At 71.0% G+C, this 26033-nt stretch carries 23 protein-coding genes, 1 tRNA gene and 2 pseudogenes; 10 read left to right on the forward strand and 16 right to left on the reverse strand.

Features of this window, described 5'->3' with window-relative positions; translation table 11 throughout:
* Positions 1 to 91 precede the first annotated feature (91 nt).
* On the reverse strand, positions 92 to 2227 hold the full coding sequence (locus AB0N14_RS04685) for an MDR family MFS transporter (protein ID WP_366024268.1): 2136 nt from the start codon (positions 2225 to 2227) through the stop codon (positions 92 to 94).
* A gap of 596 nt (positions 2228 to 2823) precedes the next feature.
* On the opposite strand from AB0N14_RS04685, the gene AB0N14_RS04690 reads away from it, so the two are divergent.
* On the forward strand, positions 2824 to 3492 hold the full coding sequence (locus AB0N14_RS04690; RefSeq protein ID WP_366024269.1) for a peptidoglycan-binding protein: 669 nt from the start codon (positions 2824 to 2826) through the stop codon (positions 3490 to 3492).
* Positions 3493 to 3552: 60 nt separating this feature from the next.
* On the opposite strand, the gene AB0N14_RS04695 is transcribed toward AB0N14_RS04690, so the two are convergent.
* Complete coding sequence (locus AB0N14_RS04695) at positions 3553 to 4212, reverse strand: HAD-IA family hydrolase (RefSeq protein WP_366024270.1); 660 nt, start codon at positions 4210 to 4212, stop codon at positions 3553 to 3555.
* Between the two features lie 199 nt (positions 4213 to 4411).
* Entirely contained in the window at positions 4412 to 4993 is a 582-nt protein-coding gene (locus AB0N14_RS04700) for a TMEM165/GDT1 family protein (RefSeq protein WP_366024271.1), read from the reverse strand.
* 408 nt (positions 4994 to 5401) lie between these two features.
* Between AB0N14_RS04700 and AB0N14_RS04705 the strand changes: the two genes are divergently transcribed.
* The 3 genes from AB0N14_RS04705 to AB0N14_RS04715 all read left to right on the forward strand — a co-directional run bounded on the left by AB0N14_RS04705 (position 5402) and on the right by AB0N14_RS04715 (position 7654).
* A complete protein-coding gene (locus AB0N14_RS04705; RefSeq protein WP_200417163.1) occupies positions 5402 to 6046 on the forward strand; it encodes an HNH endonuclease family protein in 645 nt (214 codons plus the stop codon).
* Between the two features lie 313 nt (positions 6047 to 6359).
* Entirely contained in the window at positions 6360 to 6812 is a 453-nt protein-coding gene (locus AB0N14_RS04710) for a DoxX family protein (protein WP_366024272.1), read from the forward strand.
* Between the two features lie 242 nt (positions 6813 to 7054).
* Positions 7055 to 7654: a VTT domain-containing protein gene (locus tag AB0N14_RS04715; protein WP_366024273.1), complete on the forward strand. Its 600-nt coding sequence runs from the start codon at positions 7055 to 7057 to the stop codon at positions 7652 to 7654.
* On the opposite strand, the gene AB0N14_RS04720 is transcribed toward AB0N14_RS04715, so the two are convergent.
* The 3 genes from AB0N14_RS04720 to AB0N14_RS04730 all read right to left on the reverse strand — a co-directional run bounded on the left by AB0N14_RS04720 (position 7626) and on the right by AB0N14_RS04730 (position 9087).
* Complete coding sequence (locus tag AB0N14_RS04720; RefSeq protein WP_366024274.1) at positions 7626 to 7877, reverse strand: DUF2277 domain-containing protein; 252 nt, start codon at positions 7875 to 7877, stop codon at positions 7626 to 7628. The genes AB0N14_RS04715 and AB0N14_RS04720 overlap by 29 nt on opposite strands.
* A gap of 58 nt (positions 7878 to 7935) precedes the next feature.
* A complete protein-coding gene (locus AB0N14_RS04725) occupies positions 7936 to 8523 on the reverse strand; it encodes a hydrolase (RefSeq protein ID WP_366024275.1) in 588 nt (195 codons plus the stop codon).
* 114 nt (positions 8524 to 8637) lie between these two features.
* The gene (locus tag AB0N14_RS04730) at positions 8638 to 9087 is read right to left on the reverse strand and encodes a MarR family transcriptional regulator (RefSeq protein ID WP_366024276.1); all 450 of its coding nucleotides are present in this window, start codon (positions 9085 to 9087) and stop codon (positions 8638 to 8640) included.
* Between the two features lie 176 nt (positions 9088 to 9263).
* On the opposite strand from AB0N14_RS04730, the gene AB0N14_RS04735 reads away from it, so the two are divergent.
* Positions 9264 to 9617, forward strand: a complete 354-nt coding sequence (locus AB0N14_RS04735) for a hypothetical protein (RefSeq protein ID WP_366024277.1) — start codon at positions 9264 to 9266, stop codon at positions 9615 to 9617.
* A 166-nt stretch (positions 9618 to 9783) separates the two neighbouring features.
* Here AB0N14_RS04735 and AB0N14_RS04740 read toward each other — a convergent pair whose 3' ends face one another.
* Positions 9784 to 10293, reverse strand: a complete 510-nt coding sequence (locus AB0N14_RS04740; protein ID WP_366024278.1) for a hypothetical protein — start codon at positions 10291 to 10293, stop codon at positions 9784 to 9786.
* 148 nt (positions 10294 to 10441) lie between these two features.
* On the opposite strand from AB0N14_RS04740, the pseudogene AB0N14_RS04745 reads away from it, so the two are divergent.
* Positions 10442 to 10840: pseudogene (locus tag AB0N14_RS04745) on the forward strand (DUF4396 domain-containing protein); the annotation flags it as partial.
* Between the two features lie 162 nt (positions 10841 to 11002).
* Here the strand turns inward: AB0N14_RS04745 and AB0N14_RS04750 are convergent.
* Positions 11003 to 11074: transfer RNA gene (locus AB0N14_RS04750), tRNA-Val, on the reverse strand.
* Between the two features lie 354 nt (positions 11075 to 11428).
* On the opposite strand from AB0N14_RS04750, the gene AB0N14_RS04755 reads away from it, so the two are divergent.
* Both AB0N14_RS04755 and AB0N14_RS04760 read left to right on the forward strand, forming a co-directional pair.
* Entirely contained in the window at positions 11429 to 12025 is a 597-nt protein-coding gene (locus AB0N14_RS04755; RefSeq protein ID WP_366024595.1) for a DUF4097 family beta strand repeat-containing protein, read from the forward strand.
* A gap of 200 nt (positions 12026 to 12225) precedes the next feature.
* On the forward strand, positions 12226 to 13575 hold the full coding sequence (locus tag AB0N14_RS04760; protein ID WP_366024279.1) for a hypothetical protein: 1350 nt from the start codon (positions 12226 to 12228) through the stop codon (positions 13573 to 13575).
* 30 nt (positions 13576 to 13605) lie between these two features.
* On the opposite strand, the gene AB0N14_RS04765 is transcribed toward AB0N14_RS04760, so the two are convergent.
* The 3 genes from AB0N14_RS04765 to AB0N14_RS04775 form a co-directional block, all read right to left on the reverse strand.
* On the reverse strand, positions 13606 to 14745 hold the full coding sequence (locus AB0N14_RS04765; RefSeq protein ID WP_366024596.1) for an amidase domain-containing protein: 1140 nt from the start codon (positions 14743 to 14745) through the stop codon (positions 13606 to 13608).
* A gap of 153 nt (positions 14746 to 14898) precedes the next feature.
* The gene (locus AB0N14_RS04770; protein WP_366024280.1) at positions 14899 to 16197 is read right to left on the reverse strand and encodes a hypothetical protein; all 1299 of its coding nucleotides are present in this window, start codon (positions 16195 to 16197) and stop codon (positions 14899 to 14901) included.
* 54 nt (positions 16198 to 16251) lie between these two features.
* A complete protein-coding gene (locus AB0N14_RS04775) occupies positions 16252 to 18444 on the reverse strand; it encodes a transglycosylase domain-containing protein (RefSeq protein ID WP_366024597.1) in 2193 nt (730 codons plus the stop codon).
* Between the two features lie 545 nt (positions 18445 to 18989).
* On the opposite strand from AB0N14_RS04775, the gene AB0N14_RS04780 reads away from it, so the two are divergent.
* A complete protein-coding gene (locus AB0N14_RS04780; RefSeq protein WP_366024281.1) occupies positions 18990 to 19214 on the forward strand; it encodes a zinc ribbon domain-containing protein in 225 nt (74 codons plus the stop codon).
* A 71-nt stretch (positions 19215 to 19285) separates the two neighbouring features.
* On the opposite strand, the pseudogene AB0N14_RS04785 reads toward AB0N14_RS04780, so the two are convergent.
* The 4 genes and pseudogenes from AB0N14_RS04785 to AB0N14_RS04800 form a co-directional block, all read right to left on the reverse strand.
* Positions 19286 to 19423: pseudogene (locus tag AB0N14_RS04785) on the reverse strand (O-methyltransferase); the annotation flags it as partial.
* Positions 19414 to 20226, reverse strand: a complete 813-nt coding sequence (locus AB0N14_RS04790; protein WP_366024282.1) for an HAD family hydrolase — start codon at positions 20224 to 20226, stop codon at positions 19414 to 19416. The gene AB0N14_RS04790 and the pseudogene AB0N14_RS04785, both read right to left, overlap by 10 nt.
* Positions 20223 to 22667: a phosphoribosyltransferase gene (locus AB0N14_RS04795; protein ID WP_366024283.1), complete on the reverse strand. Its 2445-nt coding sequence runs from the start codon at positions 22665 to 22667 to the stop codon at positions 20223 to 20225. Before AB0N14_RS04795 ends, AB0N14_RS04790 begins: the two co-directional genes overlap by 4 nt.
* A gap of 17 nt (positions 22668 to 22684) precedes the next feature.
* Complete coding sequence (locus AB0N14_RS04800; protein ID WP_366024284.1) at positions 22685 to 23851, reverse strand: HpcH/HpaI aldolase/citrate lyase family protein; 1167 nt, start codon at positions 23849 to 23851, stop codon at positions 22685 to 22687.
* 189 nt (positions 23852 to 24040) lie between these two features.
* Between AB0N14_RS04800 and AB0N14_RS04805 the strand changes: the two genes are divergently transcribed.
* On the forward strand, positions 24041 to 24940 hold the full coding sequence (locus AB0N14_RS04805) for a TerD family protein (RefSeq protein ID WP_366024285.1): 900 nt from the start codon (positions 24041 to 24043) through the stop codon (positions 24938 to 24940).
* Between the two features lie 254 nt (positions 24941 to 25194).
* Here the strand turns inward: AB0N14_RS04805 and AB0N14_RS04810 are convergent, their stop codons facing one another.
* Positions 25195 to 25926 (reverse strand): Tellurium resistance, encoded by a 732-nt coding sequence (locus AB0N14_RS04810; protein ID WP_366024286.1) that lies wholly within the window; start codon positions 25924 to 25926, stop codon positions 25195 to 25197.
* Positions 25927 to 26033 lie beyond the last annotated feature (107 nt).

Genomic DNA, 26033 nt, shown 5'->3' on the forward strand with positions numbered 1-26033 from the left:
GGCAGCTGGCACCTCACCCCGGCCACCGCATAAGCAAGGGCCGCCCGGCCTACGACCGGACAGCCCCACAACCAAGATTTTCAGCAGCCTTCTAGACGGCCCGGCCGAGCTGCCGCGGCGTCGTCGAGCCGTTGCGCGGGCGTTCCGCGTCCGAGCCGCACAGTTCCGCGTTCAGTTCCTGGACCAGTTTGATCAGGTCGGTCGGGCGGTCGGGCCCCCACCAGTCGCCGAGCAGTTCGGCCAGGGACTCCTCACGCGCCTCGGTGAGGCGGTCGGCGACCTCGCGGCCCTGTTCGGTCAGGACCAGGTCGAGCCCTTCGCGCACCCCGAGGCGCCGCTCCTCCACCTGCCGTGCGGCGGCGATGATGACGGGCAGCGGAACCGAGCTGCGCTCGGCGAGCACCGCCGGCTCGGCCCAGCCGTGCTTCCTGATCCGCAGCAGCAGCCAGCTCGTCGCGGGCAGCAGGTCGTACCCGGCCCGCCGGGTGATCTTCTCGTAGATCTGCCGGCGCCCCTCCCGGGAGCCGAGCAGGGACAGCGCGCGACTGGCCTCCTCGTACGACGAGCGGTGCACCGGGTTGCTCGCCAGGGTCTCCGACACGTCCGGTGCCGTGACCGAGCCGCGCAGCTTGTCCTCGCGCAGGAACCAGGCCAGGACGAAGCCGAGGAGGGCGACCGGGGCGGCGTAGAGGAAGACGTCGGTGATGGAGGAGGAGAACGCGTGCAGCACGGAGGGCCGTACGGTGGGCGGCAGGGCCGCGATACCGCGCGGGTCGGCCTTCAGGGCGGCCGGGCTGACGCCCGGCGGGAGCGGATGCCCGGCGAGCGCGGCCACGAGCTTGTCGGCGAGGCGGCCCGCGAAGACCGTGCCGAAGACGGCCACGCCGAACGAGGCGCCGATCGAGCGGAAGAAGGTGGCGCCGGAGGTGGCGACGCCCAGGTCCTCGTAGGCGACGGCGTTCTGCACGATCAGCACCAGCACCTGCATGACGAGACCGAGGCCGAGGCCGAAGACGAAGAAGTAGCCGCTCATCTCGGCGGTGCTGCTGTTCTCGGTGAGCCGGTGCAGCAGGAGCAGGCCGATGGTGGTGACGGCGGTGCCCGCGATCGGGAACACCTTCCAGCGGCCGGTGCGGCTGACGATCTGGCCGGAGGCGGTGGAGGACAGCAGCATGCCGGCCACCATCGGCAGCATGTGCACCCCGGACACGGTGGGGCTGATGCCGTGGACGATCTGCAGGAACGTCGGCAGGTACGTCATCGCGCCGAACATCGCGAAGCCGACGATGAAGCTGATGACGGCGGAGAGCGTGAAGGTGCGGACGCGGAAGAGCTTCGGCGGCAGGACGGGTTCGGCGGCGCGGCGCTCGACGAGAAGGAACGCCACGAGCAGCACGGCGCCGAGGGCGGCCAGGCCGGCGATCTGCGGTGAGCCCCAGGCCCAGGTGGTGCCGCCGAGAGAGGCGACGAGAACCAGGCAGGTGGCGACGGAGGCGATGAGGAGGGTGCCGAGGTAGTCGATGACGTGCCGTTCGGCCTTCCGTGGGATGTGCAGGGCCGTGGCGATCACGGCGAGGGCGATCACACCGACGGGCAGGTTGACGTAGAAGACCCAGCGCCAGCTGAGGTGCTGGGTGAACAGGCCGCCGAGCAGCGGGCCGAGCACGCTGGTCGCACCGAAGACGGCACCGAAGAGGCCCTGGTAGCGGCCCCGCTCCCGGGGCGGGACGATGTCGCCGACGATGGCCATCGACAGCACGATGAGGCCACCGCCGCCCAGGCCCTGCAGGGCGCGGAAGCCGATCAGCTCGGGCATGTTGCGCGCCATGCCGCACAGCGCGGAGCCGATCAGGAAGAGCACGATCGCGGCCTGGAACAGCTTCTTGCGCCCGTACTGGTCGCCGAGCTTGCCCCACAGGGGCGTGGCCGCGGTGGAGGCGAGCAGATAGGCGGTCACCACCCAGGACAGATGCTCCAGACCGCCGAGGTCGCTGACGATGGTGGGCAGCGCGGTGGAGACGATCGTCTGGTCGAGGGCGGCCAGCAGCATGCCGAGCAGCAGTGCGCCGATGGACACGAGGACGCCGCCGTGCACGCTGTCGTCGCCGGGCGCGTGGCGTGCGGCGACGGAGCCGCCGGTGCCCGCCCCGGTGGCGGTGCCGGGTATGGCCGGCTCCGTGGGACGCATGCCCTCCCCCGCCGCCCTGCCCTGGGTGTCATCGGTCATGAAGGCCTCCCGTGGACGGTCGTACGACCTCCGTGCGCTGTCGTCCATCGTGCACTCTCATCGTGGTGGGTGTGACCCGTTATGGCCTGTTGAGTCCTGATGGGAAGGAAGAGTTCCGGGGGCTGCCGGGAGATTCCGTGAGGGAGATCTGCATAATTTCTGGAATTCGGCGGGGAGGGGACCCACGCGTGAACGGACCGAACGCACAGGCCTGTCCGGAGTGCGCGGCACCGCGACGAGGGGACGGCACACCGTCGTGCGGATGCACCCGGCGGGCGGCCGAGGCACTCCGGGAGGCTCGCACGGCGGAGGCGGCAGCGGCGGAGGACTTCGATCCGCTGCGGATCAGGCCGTATGTGGAGCTGGGGAACGAGACGGTACGGCTGGGGGCGGTACCGGAGGAGCCGGACGCGACGGTGCGACTGGGCGCCGTATCGGATGGGTCGGATGCGATGCCGCAGTCTGCTGCCGTGTCGGATGTATCGGATGCGACGCCGCAGTCGGCTGTCGTATCGGGCGAGTCGGACGCGACAGTGCTACTGGGCGCCGTATCGGACGAGCCGGACGCGACGGCGCGGTCGGCTGCCGTACCGGAGATGACGACGGCTCTCCCGGCCGTGCCCGACGTGGAGGACCGGGCCGCCGCCGCGCCCACGGACGCCGAGCCGCGGCCACGGCGCCTGCGGCGCACCGTCCTGCTGGCCACCGGGGGTGCGATGGTCGCGGTCGTGGCGGCGGCAGGTTACGCGAGCGGGCTGTTCTCCTACGACCCTCCGAAGCACGACGGCGCGCTGCCGCAGGAGGTACGGGCGAGCGTGCCGGAGGCGTCGTCGCCGGCCGGTACGTCGGCGCCGGCCGCAACGGTGTCCGTGGCGGCGCCCCCGGCGAGCAGGAAGCCGTCGCCGAGTGCGAGGCCGTCGCCGTCACCGTCGAGTCCGTCCCCCACGCCGTCCACGCCGCCGACCCCGAGCGGCACTCCGCCGACCGCGCCGGCCACCGCAACGGCGTCCCCGAGCTCGCACGCCCAGCCCCACCAGGGCGCCTCCGTCCTCCGCACCGGCGACAAGGGCCCGGAGGTCAGGGAACTGCAGCTCCGCCTGCGTCAGCTCGGCCTGTACCTGGGCCCCGCGAACGGCACTTACGACGCCCAGGTGGAGAGCGCGGTCCGCAACTACCAGATCAGCCGGGGCATCACACAGGACGAGCCAGGGGTGTACGGCGCGGCAACGAGAACAAGGCTGGAATCGGAAACGACGCGGCCGTAGTCGACGGCTTCCGCTGCGAGGCCGGCCCTGTGGTCGGAACTCCCACGCGCGAGCGGGCCGTCAGGCGAGGTGGAGCCGTATCGTGCCGTCCCCGGCGGTGCCCACCCGCACCCCGGTCAGGTCCGGCACCAGCGCGTCCGGTCCGTGCAGCCCCGCGCGGGGGCCGACCCCCACCACCCGCATCCCCGCGGCGCGTCCCGCCGCGATGCCCGCGCCCGAGTCCTCGAAGACCACACAGTCCTCCGGGGCCACGCCCAGTTCCGCGGCGCCCTTCAAGAAGCCCTCGGGGTCGGGCTTGCTCGCACCGACCGACTCGGCGGTGATCCGTACGGGCGGCAGTTCCAGACCCGCCGCCGCCATCCGCGCGGTCGACAGGGCCACGTCGGCCGAGGTCACGAGCGCGTGCGGCAGCCCCCGCAGCGCGTCCATGAACTCCCGGGCCCCGGGGATCGCCACGACCCCGTCCATGTCCGAGGTCTCCTCGGCGAGCATGCGGGCGTTGTCCGCCAGGTTCTGCTCGACGGGCCGGTCGGGCAGCAGCAGCGCCATCGACGCGTGACCCTGCCGACCGTGCACCACCTTCATCACCTCGTCGCCGTCCAGGCCTTGCCGGTCGGCCCAGCGGCGCCAGATCCGCTCCACGACGGCGTCGGAGTTGACGAGGGTGCCGTCCATGTCCAGCAGGAGGGCGCGGGCGGTGAGCACGGTGGTGGCCGTCATCGGCAGCTCCAAGACACAGCGGAGGGGCCGCACGTGCGGGCCCCGCGGGGACAAGGCGGCCCCGCCCGCCGGTCAGGGGAAGCGGGCGGGAGCCACTTTGTTCCTCCACGGTACAAAACCGTCGGCGATCCCGCCAGCGCTCCCGCCAAGACGTCACCGGCCGTTCGCCGCTCGGCCACCCCCGCCGGGCCCATCGACGTCACCGGGCCACGGCCTCGTACAGGCTCCACACCCCGAGCGCCAGCATCACCAGCGCCGCGATCTTCGTGATCAGCCCCAGCGGCACCCGCTTCATCAGCGCCTTGCCGCCGACGATGCCGAGCCCCGCGACGGCCCACAGGCCCAGCACCGCGCCGAGGCCCACGGACAGCGGGTCGTCGTAGCGGGCCGCGAGGTTCGCCGTCATGATCTGGGTCAGGTCGCCGAACTCCGCCACCAGGATGAGCATGAAGCCGGTGCCGGCCACCTTCCAGAAGGACTGGTCCTCCGGCTTGCGGATCTCCTCCTCGTCGTCCCCCTTCTTCAGCAGCAGCACCGCCGCACCGCCCAGGAACAGCACACCCGTCAGCGCGTGCACGAGCCGCTGCGGCAGCAGGGTCAGCGCGCTGCCCGCCGCGACGGCGAGCACGACGTGCAGCGTGAAGGCGGCGGCGACGCCGGCGAAGACGTACGAGGCGCGGTAGCGCGTGCCGAGGACGAGTCCGGCGAGGGCCGTCTTGTCCGGCAGCTCGGCCAGGAAGATGACGCCGAAGACGAGCGCCAGGACGGTGATGCTGATCAAGGTTCCTCAATCGGTCGGGGCCGCCCCACCGAGAGTGCTGTGAACGCTTCGACACCTCGGCACGGCAGCACACGGATCGCCCGTGCCGTACGGCACGGGCGTGCACTGCTTGCCGAAGGTCTCGCTGACCGACCCCTGATCGAGGTCCGCCTCCGGGCGCCGGCTCAGCGGAGCTGAGCAGTATGTCGACGGTCCGGCGAAGAGCTACTCCCCTTCTGCGCCGCCCATCGTACGGGACGGCACAACCCACACCAAAGGGTGCCGGTCACACGGCCGACCCCGCCGGACCCCTTGTTGCGTCATGTTCGCGTCATTACCTTCTTACCAAACACACACCTGGAGGCAACACGCCCCCGCGAGCATTCCCTCGCTCGCACCTCAACATCCCCACATGACAAGGAAGTTGGCATGCCCAAGGTCTACGCGCGTCGACGCGTCAGCATACTCGCCGCTCTTACCGGGCTCATAGCCTGCGTCGGACTCTTCAACGGTCCGACCGCCTCCGCCGCCCTCCCCACCCCGGTCAGCGCCGCCACCGCCCGCAGCTACCTCGCCTCGCTCACGGTGGCCACCGAGAACCGCACCGGCTACAGTCGCGACCTCTTCCCGACCTGGATCACCATCAGCGGCACCTGCAACACCCGCGAGTACATCCTCAAGCGCGACGGCTCCAACGTCGTCACCGACTCCTCCTGCGCCGCCACCAGCGGCAGCTGGTACTCCCCGTACGACGGCGCGACCTGGTACGCCGCCTCCGACGTCGACATCGACCACCTGGTCCCGCTCGCCGAGGCCTGGGACTCCGGCGCGAGCAAGTGGACGACGTCCCAGCGCCAGGCCTTCGCCAACGACATCACCCGTCCGCAGCTGCTCGCGGTCACCGACAACGTCAACCAGGCCAAGGGCGACCAGGACCCGGCCACCTGGGTCCCGTCCCGGTCGTCGTACGTCTGCACCTACGTCCGTGCCTGGGTGCAGGTGAAGTACTACTACGACCTCTCCGTCGACTCCGCCGAGAAGAGCGCGCTGCAGAACTACCTCGCGAGCTGCTGAGCCGCCTCGCGGGCGCCGAGCCCAGCGGGCCCGCCGACGCGCCGGGGACCGCGGAGCCACCGCCCCGCCCCCGGCCGCGCCGCGCGGGCGGCCGGCGGTTCGGCGACCGGTCACGACCTGAGCAACCGTCAAAAACACTCGCGACCTTGCGCATTGAGTGACCCAATCGCGACAGCATGCAAAGCGGATCAGCCATCGGCCGGATGTTGAACTTGCAAGTATTGATTAGGGCTGCCTAACCTGGGGGCTCACTCGGTTTCCGTCCCCCAGACCGGTCCGTCCGCGGACCGAACCAGACCGAAGGAGCCCCCACATGACCGCACGCCTCAACCAGGCGCAGCCCTACGCCCTCGGACTGTTCCGCATCGTCGTCGGCCTGCTCTTCGCCTGCCACGGCGCCGTCTCGCTGTTCGGCGTCCTCGGCGGCGCGGCGGGCACCAACGGCGGCACCGTCCCGACCGGGACCTGGCCCTTCTGGTACGCCGCGGTGATCCAGCTGGTCGCCGGCGCCCTGATCCTTGTCGGTCTCGGCACCCGCGGTGCCGCGTTCATAGCGTCCGGCTCGATGGCGTACGCGTACTTCGACGTGCACCAGTCCAACGCCCCATGGCCGATCCAGAACGGCGGCGAGCTGCCGGTGCTGTTCTGCTGGGCCTTCCTCCTGCTGGTCTTCACCGGCTCCGGGGCGCTCGGCCTGGACCGCCTGTTCGCCTCCCGGTCGGCGGCGGGCGAGAAGAAGCGGGCGTCGGAGCCCGTCGCGGCCTGATCGAGTTCCGTACGGACGGCGGCGCCCGCCTTGCGGGCGCCGTCGGCGTGTCCGACGGGTTCGGCCTGTACCTCGACCGCTTCGCGCGCCGTACAACTGGTGCGGCGACCGTCTCAGCGACCCCCTCCGCACCGCCAGTCACACCCCCGCGTACGCTGTACGGCTGTCGAAGGCCGCTCCTGCCGCTCCCCCGCCACATCGCGGCACGTGGTTGCCGCTGGGGAGTCGTACGGGGAGTTCCGGTGATGGAGAGCGTGGGGTCGCTGGCCGGTGGCCCCTGGATCTACCCCGTGGTGGCCGTGTCGGTCCTGCTGGACGTCTTCCTGCCGCTGCTGCCGAGCGGCGTGCTGGTGATCACCGCGGCCACGGCGGCGGCCGCCGGTTCCGCCGTCGCGCGGATACCGGACATCGTCGGGCTCACGTTGTGCGCGGCCACGGCGTCGGTCCTCGGCGATCTGGTGGCGTACGGCCTGGCCTGGCGCGGCGGTGAGCGACTGGACCGCGCCATCGCCCGCTCCCGCCGCCTGACGCACGCACAGGAACGCCTCGGTGCGGCACTCGCCCGGGGCGGCGGTGCGCTGGTGATCGTCGCCCGGTTCGCGCCCGCGGGCCGCTCACTCGTCTCGCTCGGCGCGGGCGCCGCCCACCGCCGCGCCCGCGAGTTCCTGCCCTGGTCGGCGCTGGCGGGCATCGTCTGGGCCGTCTACAGCGTGGCCCTCGGCTACCTGGGCGCCCAGTGGCTGGGCGCCAGCTGGCTGGCGACCGGTGTCTCGGTCGCGGCCCTGTTCGCGGCGGGCGCGGGCGCGGCCCACCTCATGCGCGGCCCGGGGTCGTCGAAGTAGCCTGCCGGGGCTGCCCGCCACGCACCTCGAGGCCGGCGAGCAGCTCCGCGGTCGCCGCGGCGACCGCGTCCACCGCGTGCTCGAACACCTCGCGGTTGTGGGCGGCCGGGGCACGGAACCCGGAGACCTTGCGCACGAACTGGAGCGCGGCGGCGCGGATCTCCTCCTCCGTGGCCTCTTCGGGCAGGGCGGGCGGGCGAAGCGTCTTGATGCTGCGGCACATGACTCCAGTGTGGCCTCCTCGCCCCGCGAGGCGAGGAGGGTTTCCGCTTCCGCCGGCGTCAGACCGCGTGCGTCTTGGCCAACAGCTCCAGGACCTCTGCCGTCGTACCGGACTCGCCCAGGCGCGGGAAGATCCGTTCGAGGCTGTTCCGGTGCGCCTCCGGGGAGGCGTCGGCCATGGCGTCGGTGGCGAGCGTGACGTGGTAGCCGTGCTCGTACGCGGCCCGTGCGGTGGACTCCACGCCGATGCTGGTGGCGATGCCGGTCAGCACGATCTGGGTGACGCCGCGGCGGCGCAGCTGGACGTCGAGGTCGGTGCCGTGGAAGGCGCCCCAGTTGTGCTTGGTGACGTGGATGTCACCGGGGTGGCCGGAGAGTTCGTCGACGACGAGGTCCCAGCCCTCCGGGAAGGCGCGGGCGCCGCGCTGCTGGTCGGTGCGTCCGGGGACGGCGTCGGAGCCGTCGGCGGCGAAGGAGACCCGGACCAGGACCACCGGCAGGTTCCGGGCCCGGAAGGCGTCCGCGAGCTCGACGGTGCGGGCGACCACCTCGGGGCCGGTGTGGGGCTGGGTGGGCATCCCCACGATGCCGTTCTGGAGGTCGATCACGACGAGAGCCGTGCGCGGGTCGAGCGTGGTGAGAGCCATGGTCAGGCCTTTCGGGAGGTGGGGGTGAGAGCGGACAGGGAGCGGTCGAGCGGGGTTACCGGCACGAGCAGGACGGATCCCGCCGATCCCGCCGCCATGAACGGAGTTCCGGCATCACGACTGGGTCAGCCGTTCCAGCAGGGAGAGCGCGGCGAGGACGGTCTGCCGCTCCTCCTCGCTGTAGCGGTCCTGCAGGGCGCGGGCGAGCCACTCCTGCCGGGCCTGCCGGTCGCCCTCGACGCGCTCCCGGCCGGCCTCGGTGAGGGTGACCAACTGGCGGCGGCCGTCGTCGGGGTCGGGGCTGCGCCGGATCAGGCCGTGCTGTTCGAGGACGGCGAGGGTGGCGGCCATGGACTGCGGGCGCACGCCCTCGGCGGACGCCAGGGTGCTGGCGGTGGCGGCACCGCCCTTACTGACCAGGGTGAGCGCGGACACCTGGGAGGGCGTGAGGTCGTCGTCCCCGGCCACCTCACGTATACGGCGCCGCAGTCGGCTGACGACCACCCTCAGGTCACGCGCCGCACGGGCGGCGGACTCGGAGACGCCTTCCGGGTTGTGGTCCATGGGCTTCACGCTAGATCCGCCAGGTGCGGCTGTCCAGTTTGAACTGAGCAGGTTTACCTGAAGATTAAGGGAGGCGCGCATCCCGGGCCGGCACGTGATCTGCGAGACGGACGCCGTTCGAGTGAACCGAGGGAAGAGGGTCGCACCCGAAAATCGAACAGGCGTAGCATTGGCCTGTGGCTGCGAGCTATGAGTTTCCGAGTGACCTCCTGGCCGGCCAGGAGGAGTTGCATCAGGTCCGGGCAGAGCTCCTGGCCCTGCTGAAGCGGCTGCCGTGGTCGGTGGAACCGCTGGACGGATTCAGCGACGACACCGGCTGGCGCAAGGTGGAGCGCCCCGCCTCCCCGGGTTGGACCGAGGACGAACAGGCGGAGGTGGAAAAGCTCCGCCGGCGCGAGCGGGAACTCGCGGTGTTCGTCTCCTGCCACCGCTTCTGGGACGTGGTGGCGGCCGAGGACAGGATGGACGCGCGGACGCGCCTGAAGCACGTGCACGAGGGCGAGGGGAACGACGAGCAGAAGGAGAACTGACCGCGAAGACCCCGGCCGGGAGCGGCCGGGGCCTTCGGTTTCGCGTGACGGTTTCGCCTGACGGGGAGCCGCAGGCGGCGCTGTATGGCTGGTCAGCCGTCAACCACTTCAACGGCTCGGTGCGCTGACCGGATCCGCTTCGTGACACCTGCGCTCGGCCTCGATGTCATCGATAGTCCTCCGGGTGGCCCTGCATCCAAGCATTGATCTTGTCGCGCGTCCCGGTGAGCAGGCCCTGGTGCTTCTTGAGGTTCTCGAAGGACCTGTCGTCGCCCAGTTCGGCCCGCAGTTTCGCGATCCACGCGAGGGGTTCCTCGAAGTGTCCAGGCCCCTGACGGTCAGCTTTCATCGCCTCGTCGAGGCTGCTGAGCTCATCGAGCACGCGCCCCAGGAAGTACTCGCAGTTCCCCGGGGTCGTGCACCCGTCGTTGTAAGTGGCCTGAAGCCGGGCGAACACATCGCGGACCTTCTCCGTGCTCGGTGCCAGTTCTGCCGTGCTCGGGGCGGACGGTTCCTGGGTCGCGGGGGCCGATGCCGCCTGGCGGACATCACGGGCGGGCGACTCCTCATCGCTGGACGTCGTGCCTGGGCTGCTGGAGCAGGAGAGCAACAATGACGCCAGGACCACGACGAGCGTTGAGCCGCCGAAAGCCTGCCGTGCGCGCGTGCTGATCATGCCGCGTACGACTCCTCGGCTGTCTCCCTGGTTGTGCTGCCTACCGGAAGTGCACTGCGATTGCCAGTTCAGACCGGCTTGGGAATACCCCCGGGGGGTATATCGTTCGGCAGCAGCAAAGACCTGAGCGTGCGAGGGGAATAGAGCAATGGACCACAGCGCACATGAGCACGGGCACGGACATCACGATCACCATGCACCCGGCACCTCTTGGCGCACGGCCGCACAAGCCACGCTCCACTGCCTCACCGGCTGCGCCATCGGCGAGGTCCTCGGCATGGTCATCGGCACCGCCGCCGGCCTGCACAACGCGGCCACCGTAGTCATCTCCATAGCGCTGGCCTTCGTCTTCGGCTACGCGCTCACCATGCGCGGCGTGCTGCGCGCCGGGGTGCCGGTCCGGCAGGCGCTCAAGGTCGCGCTGGCCGCGGACACCGTGTCCATCGCCGTGATGGAACTGATCGACAACACCATCATGGTGGGCGTGCCCGGGGCCATGGACGCCGGTCTCGGCCAGGTCCTCTTCTGGGCTTCGCTCGGCCTTTCCCTGGCCCTGGCCTTCGTACTGACCACCCCGGTCAACCGGTGGATGATCGGCCGCGGCAAGGGCATGCCGTCGTCCACGCCTACCACTGACCCGCGCCCGACAGGTGAGAGCCCCGGAAGCGGCCTGCACAGGCACTTCCGGGGCTCTGCCGCGATCTTCCGGTGGGCGCGGACGGTTTCGAACCGCCGACATCCTGCTTGTAAGGCAGGCGCTCTACCGCTGAGCTACGCACCCGAGACGAGTCGACAGCCTACATTGCCGGAGGGGATGCCTCGCAAACCCGTAACCGGGGGATATCCCCACCCCGAATCCGGGAGCACGCCGGATCCTCCTGGTAGCCATGGCTCCGTACCGTCGAAGTACTTCGGCGTTGAGGGCTTCCCGCCCTCCGGCTCTCAGGGGGAACATCATGGCTCGTACGACGGCGCTCGCGCAGCGCACCCGAGTGGTCGCCGTCGCGGGGCTCGCCGCCGTGCTCATCGGCACCGTCGCCGCCTGCGGGAACGACGCCCGCGACGACCCTCACCGGACCACGCGGCTTTCGCGCTCGACGGCCGTACGCTCACCGTCGACTCCGACGACTCGGCGTTGGAGATCGTCTCGGCCGATGTGGACAAGGTGCAGGTCACCCGTTGGTTCCGGGGGACGGTCGTGGTGGGTGGGGATCCGCGTGTGACCTGGGCCATGAAGGGTGACCGGCTCGTGCTGCGGCTGAAGTGCTCGGGGATCGTCGCGGACTGTTCCGCGCGGCATCGCATCGAGGTGCCGCGCGGGGTCGCCGTCACGGTGGAGGACGGTGACGGGAGCGTGCGGGCGGAGGGCTTCGCCACGGCGCTGGACATCCGGACGCGGGACGGATCGGTGCGGGTGAGCGATTCCACGGGACCACTGGCGCTCGCCAGCGACGACGGGTCGGTGCGCGCTACAGGCGTACGGTCGCGGCGTGTGCGGGCGGCCACCAGTGACGGGTCGGTGAGCCTGGAGTTCCGTGACGTGCCCGACCGGGTGGAGTCGAGCAGCCACGACGGGTCGGTCGCCATCGCGCTGCCGCACAGCACGTACCGCGTGACGACGCACTCCGCCGACGGCTCCGTCCACGTGTCCGTCCCGACGGAGGCGAAGAGCTCCCACCTGATCGACGCCCGGACCCGTGACGGGTCGGTCAGCGTACGGACGGCGGGCTGAGCCGGCCGTCACCGGCACGGCACACCGCGAACCGACCGTCACCGGCACGGCGCATCGCCAACCGACCGTCGCGGGTGCCGCACACCGCGAACCGACCGTCATGAGTCCGGCGGCACCGCGAACCGACCGGCCCGTGTGTTCGTCCTCTACCGGTGGGAGAATGACACCGGGCAGGGTGGATCACGGTACGGGAGAGGGATGTGACGGCGACACCACGGCAGGAGTCCGACCGCGTCGCTCGGCCCGTCTCCGGAGTCCTCCTCCTCCCTCTCCTCGTCGCCCTCGTCCTCCCCGCCGCCTTCGCCTCGGGCGGTACCCGGCGGTGGTTCGGGGGGCGGGGCGAGGCTCAGCGGGCCGAGGCCCAGGGGGCCAAGGACGCGGCCGCCGAAGCGTTCTACGAGCTGGACACCGCTCAGCGGGACGCGCGGATCTCCGTCGAGACCATCACCGCTGTCGACGACTCCCCGGCCGCCCGCCGTGCCCTCGCCGACTTCGAGGCGCTCGGGCGGCGCATCGACGAGGTCAGCCACCGGTACATCCAGGCCGTGGACGCAACGGATCTCGACCGGGTGGATCTGGAGGCCTCCGCCGCTACCCGGGCCCGGGCGGATCTCACCGCCGCCAAGGACGAGCTGGTCCGGGTCAAGCAGGAGCTGGATCGGTTCGCCCAGGGTCTCGGGCCGCTGCTCGGCAAGGCCGAGACCCAACTGGCCCGTCTCGCCCCGGCCGTGGAGCGCGCCCGGCAGGCGCTGCTCGCCGCCAGCAACGCCCTGGACGGGGTACGGGGTTCTGGGCTGAAGGCCGACGACCTGGCCGCCCGGCTGGCCGCCCTCGGCCCCGAACTGACCAAGCTCAACCAGGGCGCGGGGCAGCACGGGGTGCAGCAGACGCTGGAGCGTGCCGAGCGGGTCACGCGGGAGGCGGCGGCGGTTCGGGCAGAGGCCGAGCGGCTGCCGGAGAAGGCGGCCGAGATCGACCGCCGGCTGGTGTCGCTGCGCACCCGGGCCGAGGCGCTGACCACCCGGGCCGGGCAGGTCGAGCCCGTGCTGAGCGAGCTGCGGCGCAGGTTCGCGGCGGCCTGCTGGCAGGATCTCCAGCACGTGCCGGAGCAGGCCGTCGAGAACGTACGGCAGGCCGAGCTCGAACTGCGGCAGGCGCAGGGCGCGCGTGACGCACAGCGCTGGGCGGACGCGACCTCGCTGCTGTCGACCGTGCGGGCGCTGCTGAACACCACCGACGAGGCCGTGTCGGCCGCCGGGGAGCGTCTGCGGCGGCTCAACGCCGTGCAGAAGGATCCGGAACAGGAGATCGAGCGCACCCGGTTCGCGATCCGGGACGCGCAGCGGCTGGCGATGGCGGGCCGCACGACGCCCGATCCGCGGCACGCCCGCCCGCTCGACGACTCGGTGGCGCGGCTGGAGCGCGCGATCGCCACGCTGGAGGGTCGCCACCCGGACTACTGGCACTTTCTGACGGAGACCGAAGCGGTGCGGCACACGGTCGCCCAGGTCGTGGCGCGGATCCGGGAGGAGCGGGGAGCCGGCCACTGAGGCCCGGCCCCCGCCCCGGAGGACCACCGGTCAGGTGCGGTAGGCGTAGTAGTACGCGTTCGGGTACGAGGCGATGATGCTCGCCACCGACCTGTTGTAGGTGTTGGTGGAGTGGTACGTCACATAGGGCACGCCCTGCGGGCTGCGGTAGGTGACGATCATGGAGTGGTCCTTGGACCCGTCCCTGTTGAAGTCCATCTGGAGCACGTCACCGACGTCCATCTGGTAGACGTTGGCGAGGCTGGTGACCCGCTTGGAGGACAGGGCGAACCAGGAGAACTCGTTGACGCCGACGAAGGAGTCGGACTGGATCTCGGAGTTGCCGAACCACTTGTGGTAGTCGGTCCCGTCGCCGGGGACGTGCTTCCAGCCGCCCGCCTTGAGGACCTGGCTGACGAAGTTGGTGCAGTCGCCGCCGTCGGCCTCCCCGTTGAAGTCCGGGTAGGCCGGGTTGTAGTTCTTCCAGTACTTCTGCGCGTACGCCGCCATCGCCTTGTAGTCGTAGCCGGTGGCGGAGAAGTTCTTCGGCTTGGCGGGCGCGTTCCGCGAGGTGGACGCGCGGGGCGCGTCCGGCGGGCCGGCGTCGGCGGCGGTCTGCGGCGCGGCGACGGCCGGCTTGGCGACCTGGTTGACCGCGAGGTAGCCGTCGTCGGTGTCGCGGATGCCGGTCAGCTGCCAGGTGCCCTGCCGGTCGGCCTGGAAGGTCAGCTGGTGGTGGGCCTGGAAGCCGGTGGTCGCCGGCCCGTTGGCCTTGGCCTTCTCGTACGTCAGGGTGGTGGTCTCGGTGACGTCGACCGTGGCGTGCCGGCCCTTCACCCGCGTCCGGTCCAGCGAGACCGTGGTGTCGGCGTTGCTGTACTTCTCGCCCAGCGCGGCGAGGCGGGACTTGCGGCCGCGCAGCGTGGACAGGGCGGAGTCCTCTTGATGCGACAGCGTGGACGACAGGCGTACGTCGCCGGAGAAGCGGGACGCCAGCGGCTTGCCCCGTCCGCTGTCGCTCTTGTCGACCAGGGCGTCCGTACGGTCGGTGAAGACCGCGTCCGCCAGCCGCTGGAAGGTGGCCCTGGTCCCCGGGTCCACCGTGGGTTCCGCGACGCTCGCCGCGTTCGCGCCCCAGTTGGGCAGCAGCGCGGCGCCGGCGACGACCGATGCGGCGGCCGCGGTGACTATGGTCGCGCGGCGCCGCTTACGGCTCAATCTTCTTGATTTCAATGATGTTCCCCTCTACCACCGGTACTCCGATACCGGGGGCCGCATCTTCGCACGCCGTGTGTGGCTTGTGTGAAGGGGGTGACCCAAGAGGCTTGGCGGAACGCCCGGTTGTCATTGCACGACGGTCGTCCAGTCCGGCGACTGCCCCGGGTCTAGGGTGCGGAGCCGCTGGAGGGTGGCGGGCTTCTGCACGTCCAGCCAGTCGGTCAGCTCCTTGAAGGACACGCACTTGACGCCCTCCTTCGTGCAGACGTTCTTGACGACCTGGTCGACGGCCTTCATGTAGATGCCGCCGTTCCAGTTCTCGAAGTGGTTTCCGATGAACAGGGGCGCCCGGCTGCCGTAGTAGACGCGGTTGAAGCCGGCCATGTAGGAGTCGACGGTCTGCTGCTCCCACTGGGTGTGCTTCGCGGGATCGCCGTTGGTCTCGCCCTTGGACTGGTTGTAGAGGAAGTTGAAGTCCATCGACAGGCCCTGGTACTTGCCGCCCTCGTAGGGGAGCATCTGCAGCGGGAAGTCCCAGATGCCGTTCTTCTTCGTCGGCCATATCTGGAAGTCGCCCGGGGAACTGGCGTCGTAGCGCCAGCCGTAGCTCTTGATGGCCTTCAGCAGGTTGGGCTGGCCCTCCAGACAGGGTGCGCGGCCGCCGGTGACCTCCCTCTGGAAGTCGAAGGGCAGCGGAGCGACGTTCTTGTAGCCGGTGTTGGTCTTCCAGTTCTGCACGAAGGAGTAGAACTGGTCGATCTCGCTCTTCCACTCCTCCACGCTCCAGTCGCCGCCGCCCTTGGCGCCGCAGAAGTGGCCGTTGAAGTGGGTGCCGATCTCGTTGCCCTGGTCGTAGGCGAGGCGGAGTTGCTGCAGGGTGTCGCGGATGTGCCCGTCGGTGGCGTAGTCGATCGCCGCGGCGCCGACCGGGTGCTGCGGCGGGTGGTAGAGCTCCTTCTTGCTCTTGGGCAGCAGGTAGATGCCCGTGAGGAAGAAGGTCATGTGGGCGTTGTACTTCTCGGCCATCTCCCGGTAGTGGGAGAAGAGGTGGTCGTCGCCCTCCAGTGCGCCGTCCCAGGAGAAGACGACGAACTGGGGTGGTTTCTCGCCGGGTTTGAGCGGTTTTGGCTTCAACTGGCCTTTCTGGGGCCCGGTGTAGGCGGTGGATCCATCACCGATGATCTTCGTCTTGCCGTCCCACTTGGGTTCCGTGGTGGGCCGGGGAGTGAATCCTCTGCCGGTGCTCTTGCCGGCGTCCGCCGTGGCGGTCGCCGCGGTGCTGTCCGGCCGGGACACCGCCAGGAAGGTCACCGTCACCGACGCGACGGCGAGGAGGGCCGCCAGCGTCATGAAGCTCGGGCGGCTCTTCCATCGGTCGATGCGGGACGAGCGGGGGCGGCGGCGACGGCCGTTTCTCGTGGTCATGGCGGCTCGTTCTCCGAGGAGGAAGGTGGGGGGTGGCAAGCTCGGCCGGTGGCGTCAGCCGAGCGGACTCATGGCCGCGGACCAGATGCCGTAGGCGGCGCCGTCGTTCGGCGTGCCGGCGACTCCCTTCAGCGGCAGTGGTTCGAGGCTCTGGGACAGGTCCATGCGGTAGGCGACCACCGCGGTGGACACGGACCGGGCCGTGCCCACGTACCAAGAGGCCGTGTCGTCCTGGGTGGTTCCGGCCTTCCCGGCGACCTGCGCGGAGGCGGACGCCGCACCCGGGTGGGCGGCGCGGAAGGAATCCGTGAGCGCCTCGGTGACCTCCCCGGCCACCTGGGCGCCCACCGCGCGGCGGGGCTTCGGCGCGTTCAGGGACACCGTGGCGCCGTTGCGGGTGACGCGCCGTACCGAGTACGGCTCGGTGTGCGTGCCACCCGCGGCGAACGTGGTGTATCCGCTCGCCATCCGGATCGCGCTCGGTGTGGAGTTGCCCAGGGACAGCGCGGGCACCTGTGGTCCCATGCTGTCGGGCAGCAGCCCGGCCGCCTCCGCCGTCGCGCGCACCTTGTCGAGGCCGGTGTCCATGCCGAGTTGCATGAACGGCGTGTTCACCGACTGGGCGAGGGCCTGGCGCAGGGTGATGTGCTCGTACGACTTGTTTCCGTCGTTGTGGGCGGAGACCTTCTTGCCGCTGCGGTCCCAGTACGGCCCCTCGGGGGTGGTGACGGGGATGTTGTCACGGCCGTCGTAGACCGACTCCGGGGTGACCGGGGTCGCGGGCCCGCCGCGCGTCTTGTGGACGCCGTGTTCCAGGCCGGCGGCGTAGACGAACGGCAGAAAGGCAGAACCGGCAGGGACGGTGGCGGCGTTGGACTCGTTGTAGCCCTGGGTGCGGTGGTCGGGGCCGCCGTAGACGGCCAGGATCCGGCCGTCGGTGCTCACCGAGGCGGCGCCGAAGTGGGCGGTCGGCGCCGTGTCCGGGTGGTCCTTCCGCGCCTGTTTGCGGGCCTTGTTGACGGCGTCGGTGAGCGCGCTCTCCCACTTGCGGTCGAAGGTGGTGTAGATCTGATAGCCGCCCAGGTCGAACTGCTGGTCAGAGATGTGCGCGGCCTTCTTGGCGTAACTCGACGCCAACTCCACCAGGTAGTCGCTCTGCTGACCGGTGTCGTAGAGCGGGTTCTGCTCGAGCGGCTCGGGGAAGGTCGTGTACGTGGCCCGCTCGGCCTTCGACAGCTTGCCGATCCTGACCATGCGGTCGAGGATCCACCTCCAGCGTTCGACGGCCCGGTGGTGGTTGGCCTTGCCGAGGGTGGGGTCGTAGAGGCCGGCGCCCTTGAGCAGGGAGGCGAGGAAGGCGGCCTGGCTCGCGTTGAGCTGGCTCACGTCCTTGCCGTAATAGGCCTGGGAGGCGCGCTGGATGCCGTAGGTGCCGCGGCCGAACCAGCTGGTGTTGAGGTATCCCTCGAGGATTTGGTCCTTGCTCATCCTGTTGTCGAGCTTGAGGGCGATCATCGCCTCGGTGAATTTGCGGCTGATGGTCTGGTTCTGCGTCAGATAGACGTTTTTCACGTACTGCTGGGTGATGGTGGAACCGCCTTCGGTATCACCCTCGCCGACCGTCTTCCACAGGGCGCGGGTGATGCCTTTGGCGGATATGCCGGGGTCGGAGTAGAAGCTCTCGTTCTCCGCCGCCAGCACCGCCCAGCGGACCTGCTCGGGTATGTCCTTCAGTGGCATGGCCTGACGCTGCACCCAGCCGGTGCGGGCCATGGGCGTGCCGTCGGACCAGAAGTAGACGTTGTCCTGCTGGGTGGCGTACGAGTTGAGGTTGTCCGGTATGTCGGTGACGGCGTACGCGACGACCAGGAACACGCTGCTCAGGCCGAAAGAGGTGAGCACGGCGCCGAGCCACTGCCGCCATGAGGGCATCCAGCGGCGCCAGCCGACGCGGCCGGGCCGCGGATAGACGGGCCTGAGTTTGCGGGCGTACGGGGCGAGCCGCCGGGCGTACGGGGGCAAACGCTGAACGTACGGGGCCAGTTCGCGGACGTACGGCGTCAGGTACGAGGTGACACGAGTGCGGGCGGAGGGGCGTGCGGCCTTGCGCCGCGCGCTCCGAGACTTGGGCGCCTCCGGCGGGCGGGGCATCCGCAGTTGCATGGTCTCGTCCGGCGCCACGGGCCTGACGGCCTTCAACTGCACGGTCTCGTCCGGAGCCGGGAGCGCGACGGCCTTCAACTGCATGGTCTCGTCCGGCGCGAGGGGCCTGACGGGCCTCAACTGCGCGGTCCGGTCCGGCGCCACGGGTTCGGCGGCCCTCACCTGCCCGGCGCCATCGGCGTCGGAAGGTGCCCCGGCTTTCAACTGCATGGTGACGTCCGGGTCGAAGGGCGTCTCCGCCGGTTCGTCGGCCCCGGTGCGACGGTCCGGACGGCCGCCGTCCTGGCTAGCCACGGCACGCCCCGGTGTGCGGACGGCTCTGGGACGGCCTGTCAGCTGTTCGATGCCATGCCTCGGTCACGACTGCGTCTCCCTCCGCACTCGGAATTGCACGCGCGGTAGATGCAGCGGCCGGACATGCGGCAGCGAGCCCCCCTCCCCGACCTTGCGGCTCATCGCGGCTTCCTTAAATTAGCAGCGACCTTTGTGATGTCCTCGATCGGTACCGGCCAGTACGTGGTCGCGGAGAGAATATTAAGGAGATCTTGAGGAGATCGCGCGGCATTCACAAAGCGGTGCGGGCGCCGGAAGTCCTGTGATCGCCGGTGAGCGCCCGTTAATCTGTGCACATGCCACGCTACGAGTACCGCTGCCGTACCTGCGGCGACACGTTCGAACTCAGCCGTCCGATGGCGGAGTCCTCCGCCCCCGCGAACTGCCCGCAGGGCCACGACGACACGGTGAAGCTGCTGTCCACCGTGGCGGTCGGCGGCACGGCGTCCGCCCCGGCGCCGGCACCGAGGGCGGGTGGTGGCTCGGGGGGCGGCTGCTGCGGCGGCGGTTGCTGCGGCTGAAGCGCCGTCAGCGACGGCTGCCGCAAGGCCGAGGCGCCGTCAGCGACGGCTGCCGCAAGGCCGAGGCGCCGTCAGCGGCGGCGGGCCAGGGTCAGGCCGTCCGCGATCGACGGCATCACGCTGTCCACCCGGTCGTCCGCCTTCACATGGGCGTTGAAGTCCCTGATCGCCGCGGCGAGCCCGGTGGCGTCCGGGTCCGTCACGCCTCCTTGGTCGCCTTCAGGAACTCCCGCAGGATCCGCTCCCCGGCCGCCACGCCCCGCTCCGGCAGCGCGCCGATCCCGGGGGCCGTCCAGCCGCTGTCGGCCAGTTCGCCGTGGCCCGGGCGCCAGCCGCGGTCCGCTGCGAGCAGCAGGTCGGCGTCGAGCAGCGAGTCCCCGGCGGCCAGCGTCAGCGCGGCGCCGGTGCGGCGGGCGACCTCGCGCACGGCCGCGCTCTTGGTGAGCGGCTTGGGAACCGCGTAGATCTTGCGGCCTTGCAGCGACACCGTCCAGCCCCGGTTCTCCGCCCAGACGGCCAGTTCCTTCACCCACTCCTCGGGCAGCAGCTCCCGCTCGACGACGAGGTAGGCGAACAGGTCCTCCGCGACCCGGTGCTTGCGCACCCAGGCCGGGTCGGCGGTGGCCGCCAGATGCTCGCGCACCTCGGCCAGCGGCGCGCACTCGTCCGCCAGCCGGGCCAGCACCGCGGCGTGCCAGTCGAGGTCCGTGACGCCGTCGACGAGCAGATGGCCGCCGTTCGCGCAGATCGCGTACGCCGGGGTGGGGCCCGGCAGGTTGATGCGCTGGTACTGCTTGCGGGTGCGGGTGGTGGTCGGTACGAATACCGCCCGGTCGCCGAGGTCGGTGAGCAGCCCGGCCGCGGTCTCGGTCATGTACGACAGCGGCCTGCTCTCGTGGACCTCCACGCACAGCAGCCGTGGCGCCCGCGCGTCCGGCATGGTCAGTGCGAGCGCAGCGGAGGAGTAGATCAGGGTGCGGTCGAGGTCGCTGGCGACCAGTACGGGGCTCATCCGGCCACCGCCTTGCCGTCGGCGCCCGTCGCACCCCGCGTGTACTGGGGGTGGATCAGCCCCACGCAGGTGTACGGCAGCCCGTCGACCTCCTCCACCGGCACGCCCCGCTGGGCGGCCAGCAGGCGCACATGGTCCAGGTCGGTGCCGGTCCCGGCGCGGGCCAGGATCTTCCAGGGCACCCGGCGCAGCAGCACGCGCGTGGTCTCGCCGACGCCCGGCTTGACCAGGTTCACGTCGTGGATGCCGTACTCCTCGCTGATGCGCTCCACGGCCGCCCAGCCCTCCCAGGTCGGCGTACGGTCGCCGGCCAGCAGTTCCTTGGCCTGGAGATCGACCGCCTCCTCGACCTCGGTGAAGCGGGCCGAGACGGCGTCGAGGAAGGCCACCGAGACATCGGCTCCCGCCAGCTCGCGATAGAACTTCGCGCCGTGGTAGTCGTGCGGGCCGACCAGGTCGGCGCGCAGCACCGTGCGGGAGATCAGGCCGGAGACCGTGGAGTTGAGACAGGCGGACGGGATGAGGAAGTCCTCCCGGGTCCCGTACGTCCGTACGCACGAGCCCGGGTCGGCGAGTACCGCGATCTCCGGGTCGAAGCCGGTGATGCCGTCGGACGCCTCGAACTCCCTGATCGCCTCGGCGAGTTCACGGGCGATGGCGCCCTTGCCGGTCCAGCCGTCGACGAAGACGACGTCGCTGGGGTCGTACCGGTCGGCGAGGTAGCGCAGCGCATTGGCGTCGATGCCGCGGCCGCGCACGATGGACACGGCGTAGTGCGGCAGGTCGAGGCCGTGCCGGTGCCGGGCCCAGCGGCGCATGAGGACCCCGACGGGGGTGCCGGCGCGGGCCAGGGAGACCAGGACGGGCCGTGGCGACCGCTCGGCGAGGATCGTCTCGGTGACCACGCCGACGGCCTGCGCCAGACGGGCGGCCGAGGCCTCGAGGGCCGCGTGGAACAGCTCCTGGTACTGCTCGCTCGGCTGGTACTCCACCGGCAGCGACTCCGCGTAGTGCGCGCCGCCGCTCTGGATGGCCTCCTCGCGCTCCTCGGTCGGCGCCTCCAGGGTGACGTCCGAGAGGTCCTGGAGCAGCCAGCCGACCTCGTCGGGCGCGTACGAGGAGAAGGCGGGGCCACGGAGGGGCTCGGGCAGCATGGCGGAACTTTCTGACGAGGCGGCGACGTGCGGGGGCGGCGCGGGGACGTAGGCGGGGACGACCGCGAGCAGGACGTGCGGGGTGTGCGCGGCGAGCCGGTCCAGGAGCCCGCCGGGGGCGTGCAGTCGGGGGGTGTCGGCCACCGAGTCCACGACCGCGACGACGGCGTCGAAGCCGGCGCCCGCGACGTTGTAGGCGTAGCGCTCGCCGGGGCCGTCGGCCGGGTCGTCGTGCGCGGGGAACACGATGCGGGTGCGTATCGCGTAGCCGGGGTCGTCGACCGCGAGGACGGGCGAACGGGTGGTGGTGGAGTAGCGGACCTCGGCGGGCACCGTCTCCTCCAGCTCGCGGGCGAGCCTGAGCGGCGCGTACATCAGCTCCTCGAAGCCGAGTACGAGGACGCGGCGGGCGCCCGCGGGCAGTGCCCGGGCGAGCCGCGCCGCCATCGCGGGCAGCGCGCGCTCGAGGCGGGAGCGGTGCTCGGGGGTGAAACCGTGCCGTCCGCCCTCGGGCAGCCCGTGGGGCCAGCCGAGGTCGACGCGGGTGATCGTCCCGTGGGCCTCTTCGGGGCGTACGGGCGTCTCGTGCCGGGCGACCAGTTCCTGCCCCTTCTCCAGGACGCCCTCGGGCAGCTTCACCGAGCCCGAGGCCGCGGCCACCAGGTCCACGCGGGCGCCGATCTGCTGGGCGAAGTCCTCGAGCCGGCCCAGGTCGGCGGGCGAGCGCAGGTCGACCAGGGCGACGACGACGTACCGCTCGCGCGGGTACCGCTCGTGCAGGTCGCGGATCGTGTTCATGACGGTGTTGCCGGTGGAGAACTCGTCGTCGACCAGGACGAGCGGGCCGTCGCCGGCCAGCAGCACCGGGTCTTCCGGGAGCAGCAGGTGCGAGGTGGCGTGGGAGTGGGACTCCTCGAAACCGCCGGCGCGGGCGACGCCCTCGACGGGGCGGCGGGTGGAGTGCAGGTAGGGCACCGGGCCGAGGCCGTCCGCGACGGAGTGGCCTAGTCCGGTTGCCGTCTCCGCGTACCCGAGGACGACCGCGTGGCCCGCCTCTTCCTCCCCCAGCAGGTCCCGCACCCGCCGGCCGAGCGCCACCCCGTGGCCGTGGACGACGGACGGGAACTGCGGGACGTGTTTGCCCAGCACGTTGGAGACGAGCAGGTGGGCCCGCTTGGGGTTGCGGCGCAACGCGAGCCCCAGCAGTTCCGTCAACCGCTCGTCGCCGACGAGCTCGACCCCGAGCCGCTCGGCGACCCAGGTCCCGGACCAGACCACGTTCTTCATCGGTTCCTTCGCGGCTGTCACTGCGGCAGCCCGGCGGCCAGCAGCTCGACGAAGCCGACGTTCTCGTTGGCGACGCCGAAGACCTCGGCGCGCCGCAGGGTGCGCTCGGCCCAGGCGCGGTGCGGCTTCACCTCGTTCATCTTGTTGGTGTACGCCGAGCGCAGGACGCCGCCGCCGAGTCGCTCGGGCCGCAGGATGTCCTGGGCGTCGCTGTACTCCTCGTGGCTGACGACCGACAGCGCGTGCACCGGCATCACGTGCGAGGGGTGGATGCAGGTCTTGCCGAGCAGGCCGTTGGCACGGTCGAGGGAGATCTCGCGCAGCAGCCCGTCCATGTCGTGCTCGATCAGCGTCTCGCGCAGCTCCTCGACGTGGCCCTCGAGGAAGGGGCTGCGGCGCAACTGCGGTTTGAACATGCGCTCCTGAACCCGGAAGTACTCCCACACGGGCCCGGTCACCGTGAACCCGGTGCCGTCGGCGCGGCCGAGGACGTTGACGACGTCGGCGATCACGGAGGCGACGATCTGGACGTCGTAGGCGGTCATGTCGGGGGCCCGGCGCAGACCGTACGAGGAGCAGAAGTCGGTGACGCCGAGGCGCAGCGCGAGGACGCGGTCGCGCCACTTGTCGACCGTGCGGAAGATCCCGTCCAGGGTCTCCCGGCGCGACTCCAGGTAGAGCAGGTCGGGCGACTCCAGGACGGGCATGGCGAACAGGCGGCGCCCACTCGCCGTCTCGGCCGTGGTGAGCGCCTCCAGGAAGGGGACGCCGCGTTCCTCGGTGAACTTGGGCAGCACGAAGCCGGACAGCAGCCGGACGGCCGGGCCGAGCCGGGCGACGAGGTCCGGGATCTGCTCCGGGACGCGGACGCGGACGAAGAGCAGTGGCAGTTCGACGTCCCCGCGCGAGGCGAGGTCGTTGAACTGCCGGACCAGGTTCTCCTCCGCGGGCGCGACCTCCGCGTCGTCGATGGAGTCCTCCAGGCACAGCACCATGGAGACGACACCGCGGGCCGCCTGCTTGACCACGTCGTCGGCCAGGTGCGGGCGGGTCGCCGGACTGTAGAGGGTGGCGCCGAGGGCCGCCGCGAGAACGGGGGCGGGCGAGTCGGCGGTGAAGACGGCCGGCTCGCGGTAGAAGAGGCGCTGCCGCTCCTCAGGGGCGATGTGCCCGAAATGACGCATATGACTCCCCCGTGATGCAGGACTGCCCGGAAAGACGTGGCCGGTAATAGTACGTACAACTCCGTGTCACGGGTTCCCCTCGGGCATGAAGTTCGGGTAACTCGGCCGTGTCTACGACCGTGCGGAGAGCATGCGGACGGATGGCCCCCGCGTTGTCGTGATCAGGACGGAGAGGGCAGGATGACGGGCATGACGCACGCGATGCTGAAGGGGTCGAACGTACTGCTCGAGGCCACGGCGGTACGGGCGGTGCTGCGCTGGGCGCCGAGGCAGGGCGTGCCCGAGGTCGACGCCTCGGCGCTGCTGCTGGGTTCCGACGGTCGTGTGCGGTCCGACGAGGACTTCGTCTTCTACAACCAGCCCCGGCATCCGTCCGGGAAGGTACGGCTGCTCGGGAAGAAACGGGAGACGGACGGGCTGACCGACACCATCCAGACGGACCTGGCGGGCGTCGAACCCGGGGTGGGGCGGATCCTGCTGGTCGCCTCGGCGGACGACGTCACGTTCGACCGGGTACGGGGGCTGCGGATCCTGCTGTACGACGCGGGGGTCTCCGAGGGGGAGCCGCTGGCGTACTTCGACGTCAAGCCGGAGACGGGCGCGGAGACGGCGCTGATCTGCGGGGAGCTGTACCGGCGGGGGGAGACCTGGAAGTTCCGGGCGCTGGGTGAGGGATACACCAACGGGCTGAAGGGCCTCGCGAACGACTTCGGCATCTCGGTGGACGAGTCGCAGGAGGCCGCGGCGTCGGCGGCCGCGCCGGAGGTGCCGGTTCCCGCGCCGGAGGTGCCGGTTCCCGCGCCGGATGCGCCGGTCTCCGCGTCGGAGGCGTCGGTGCCGCTGCCGCCGGAGCGGCCGGTGGGGGCGCCTGCGGCGTACGGGTATCCGGCGGAGGCGGGGACTGCGGTCGTGGCTGCGCCTGGGACTGCTTCGGCGCAGCCCGCGTACGGGTACCCGCAGCCGGCGTACGGGTATCCGCAGACTGCGCCGGTGCCCGCGTACGGGTATCCGCAGACGGCTGCGCCGCTGCCGGACCCCGACTTCGAGCTGCCGCCGCAGGGGCCGCAATTCATTGGGCGCCAGGGGTAGACGCACGCACCCGGTGGCTTCGGTTGCCGGGGGGTCGGTTCCGCCGCTCGGCGGTACGAGGCGCCTCCCCCCGGAGGTAACCCCTAGCGCCCACCCGTGCCGCCTGGGGGTCCCTCCAGGCCGTCAAGGCTCTGGGGGAGGCACGAATGCCCGCAGCTACGACAGCCGCACCGCCGCTGCCGAGTGGGCCGACGCCCCAGCGGCCGAATGCCCGCAGCTACGGCTGACGATGGCCCGCAGCTACGTACGGCGGCTTACGCCTTGGTCTTGTAGCCGCGGCCCCACTGGAGGCCCCAGCCGTACAGGCGGTCCAGTTCTGCCTGGAAGCCGTAGACGAACCTCACCTCTCGGCGGACGATGATATCGCCCTTGACGTTCTCGATGAGGACGACCGCGCAGGAGCGGGCCTGGGGATGGCGTTCGTCGAGGCCGATCTCGATGCGGGGGCCGCTGCTCGGGTAGAGCGTCACGTGGGCGTGGGTACGGTCGAACGCCGGGGTCTGGTCGTAGATGTAGACGAAGATCAGCAGCCGCTTGAAGTCGTCCCGGTGGTCGAGGTTGACGAAGATCGTCTCACCGGAGCCGGAGCCGAACCGGTCGTCGCCGCTGAGCTTGATGTACGGCGGGTCGTTGAGCTCCCCGTAGAAGCTGCCCAGCGGCTGCACCACGCCCTTCGTGCCGTCGCTCAGCTCGTACAGGCACCCCAGGTCGAGGTCGACGTTGACCATGCTCTGGGTGTGCGCCTGCACGACCTCGGGGGTGAAGAACCGCAGCGGGTTGCGGAGCAGGCTGCCGCGCTCGGGGCCGCCTATGTCGGAGGTCCGCATGCGCCACGACAGGTTGATGCGCAGGTTGCCGCTCGCCGCGCCCTGCTTGGTGAGCGAGACCCGGTGGTGCCGCTTGGTCAGTTCGATCGCGTTGGTCGCCGCGCTGCCCGAGTCGAAGTCCATCGCGCGCCCGCGCCACACGCCGTCCCACAAGCCCATGCCCGCCCCCTGCACCTACACGTCCCACCGGTTCCACAGCCGCGGGGCGGCCGTCGAGGACGCCTCCTCGCGACCGCCCCGCACAGAGCGTTCCTCACCCCGCGTCC

Source organism: Streptomyces sp. NPDC051104 (assembly GCF_040682835.1).
GTDB classification, from domain to species: Bacteria; Actinomycetota; Actinomycetes; order Streptomycetales; family Streptomycetaceae; genus Streptomyces; species Streptomyces cynarae.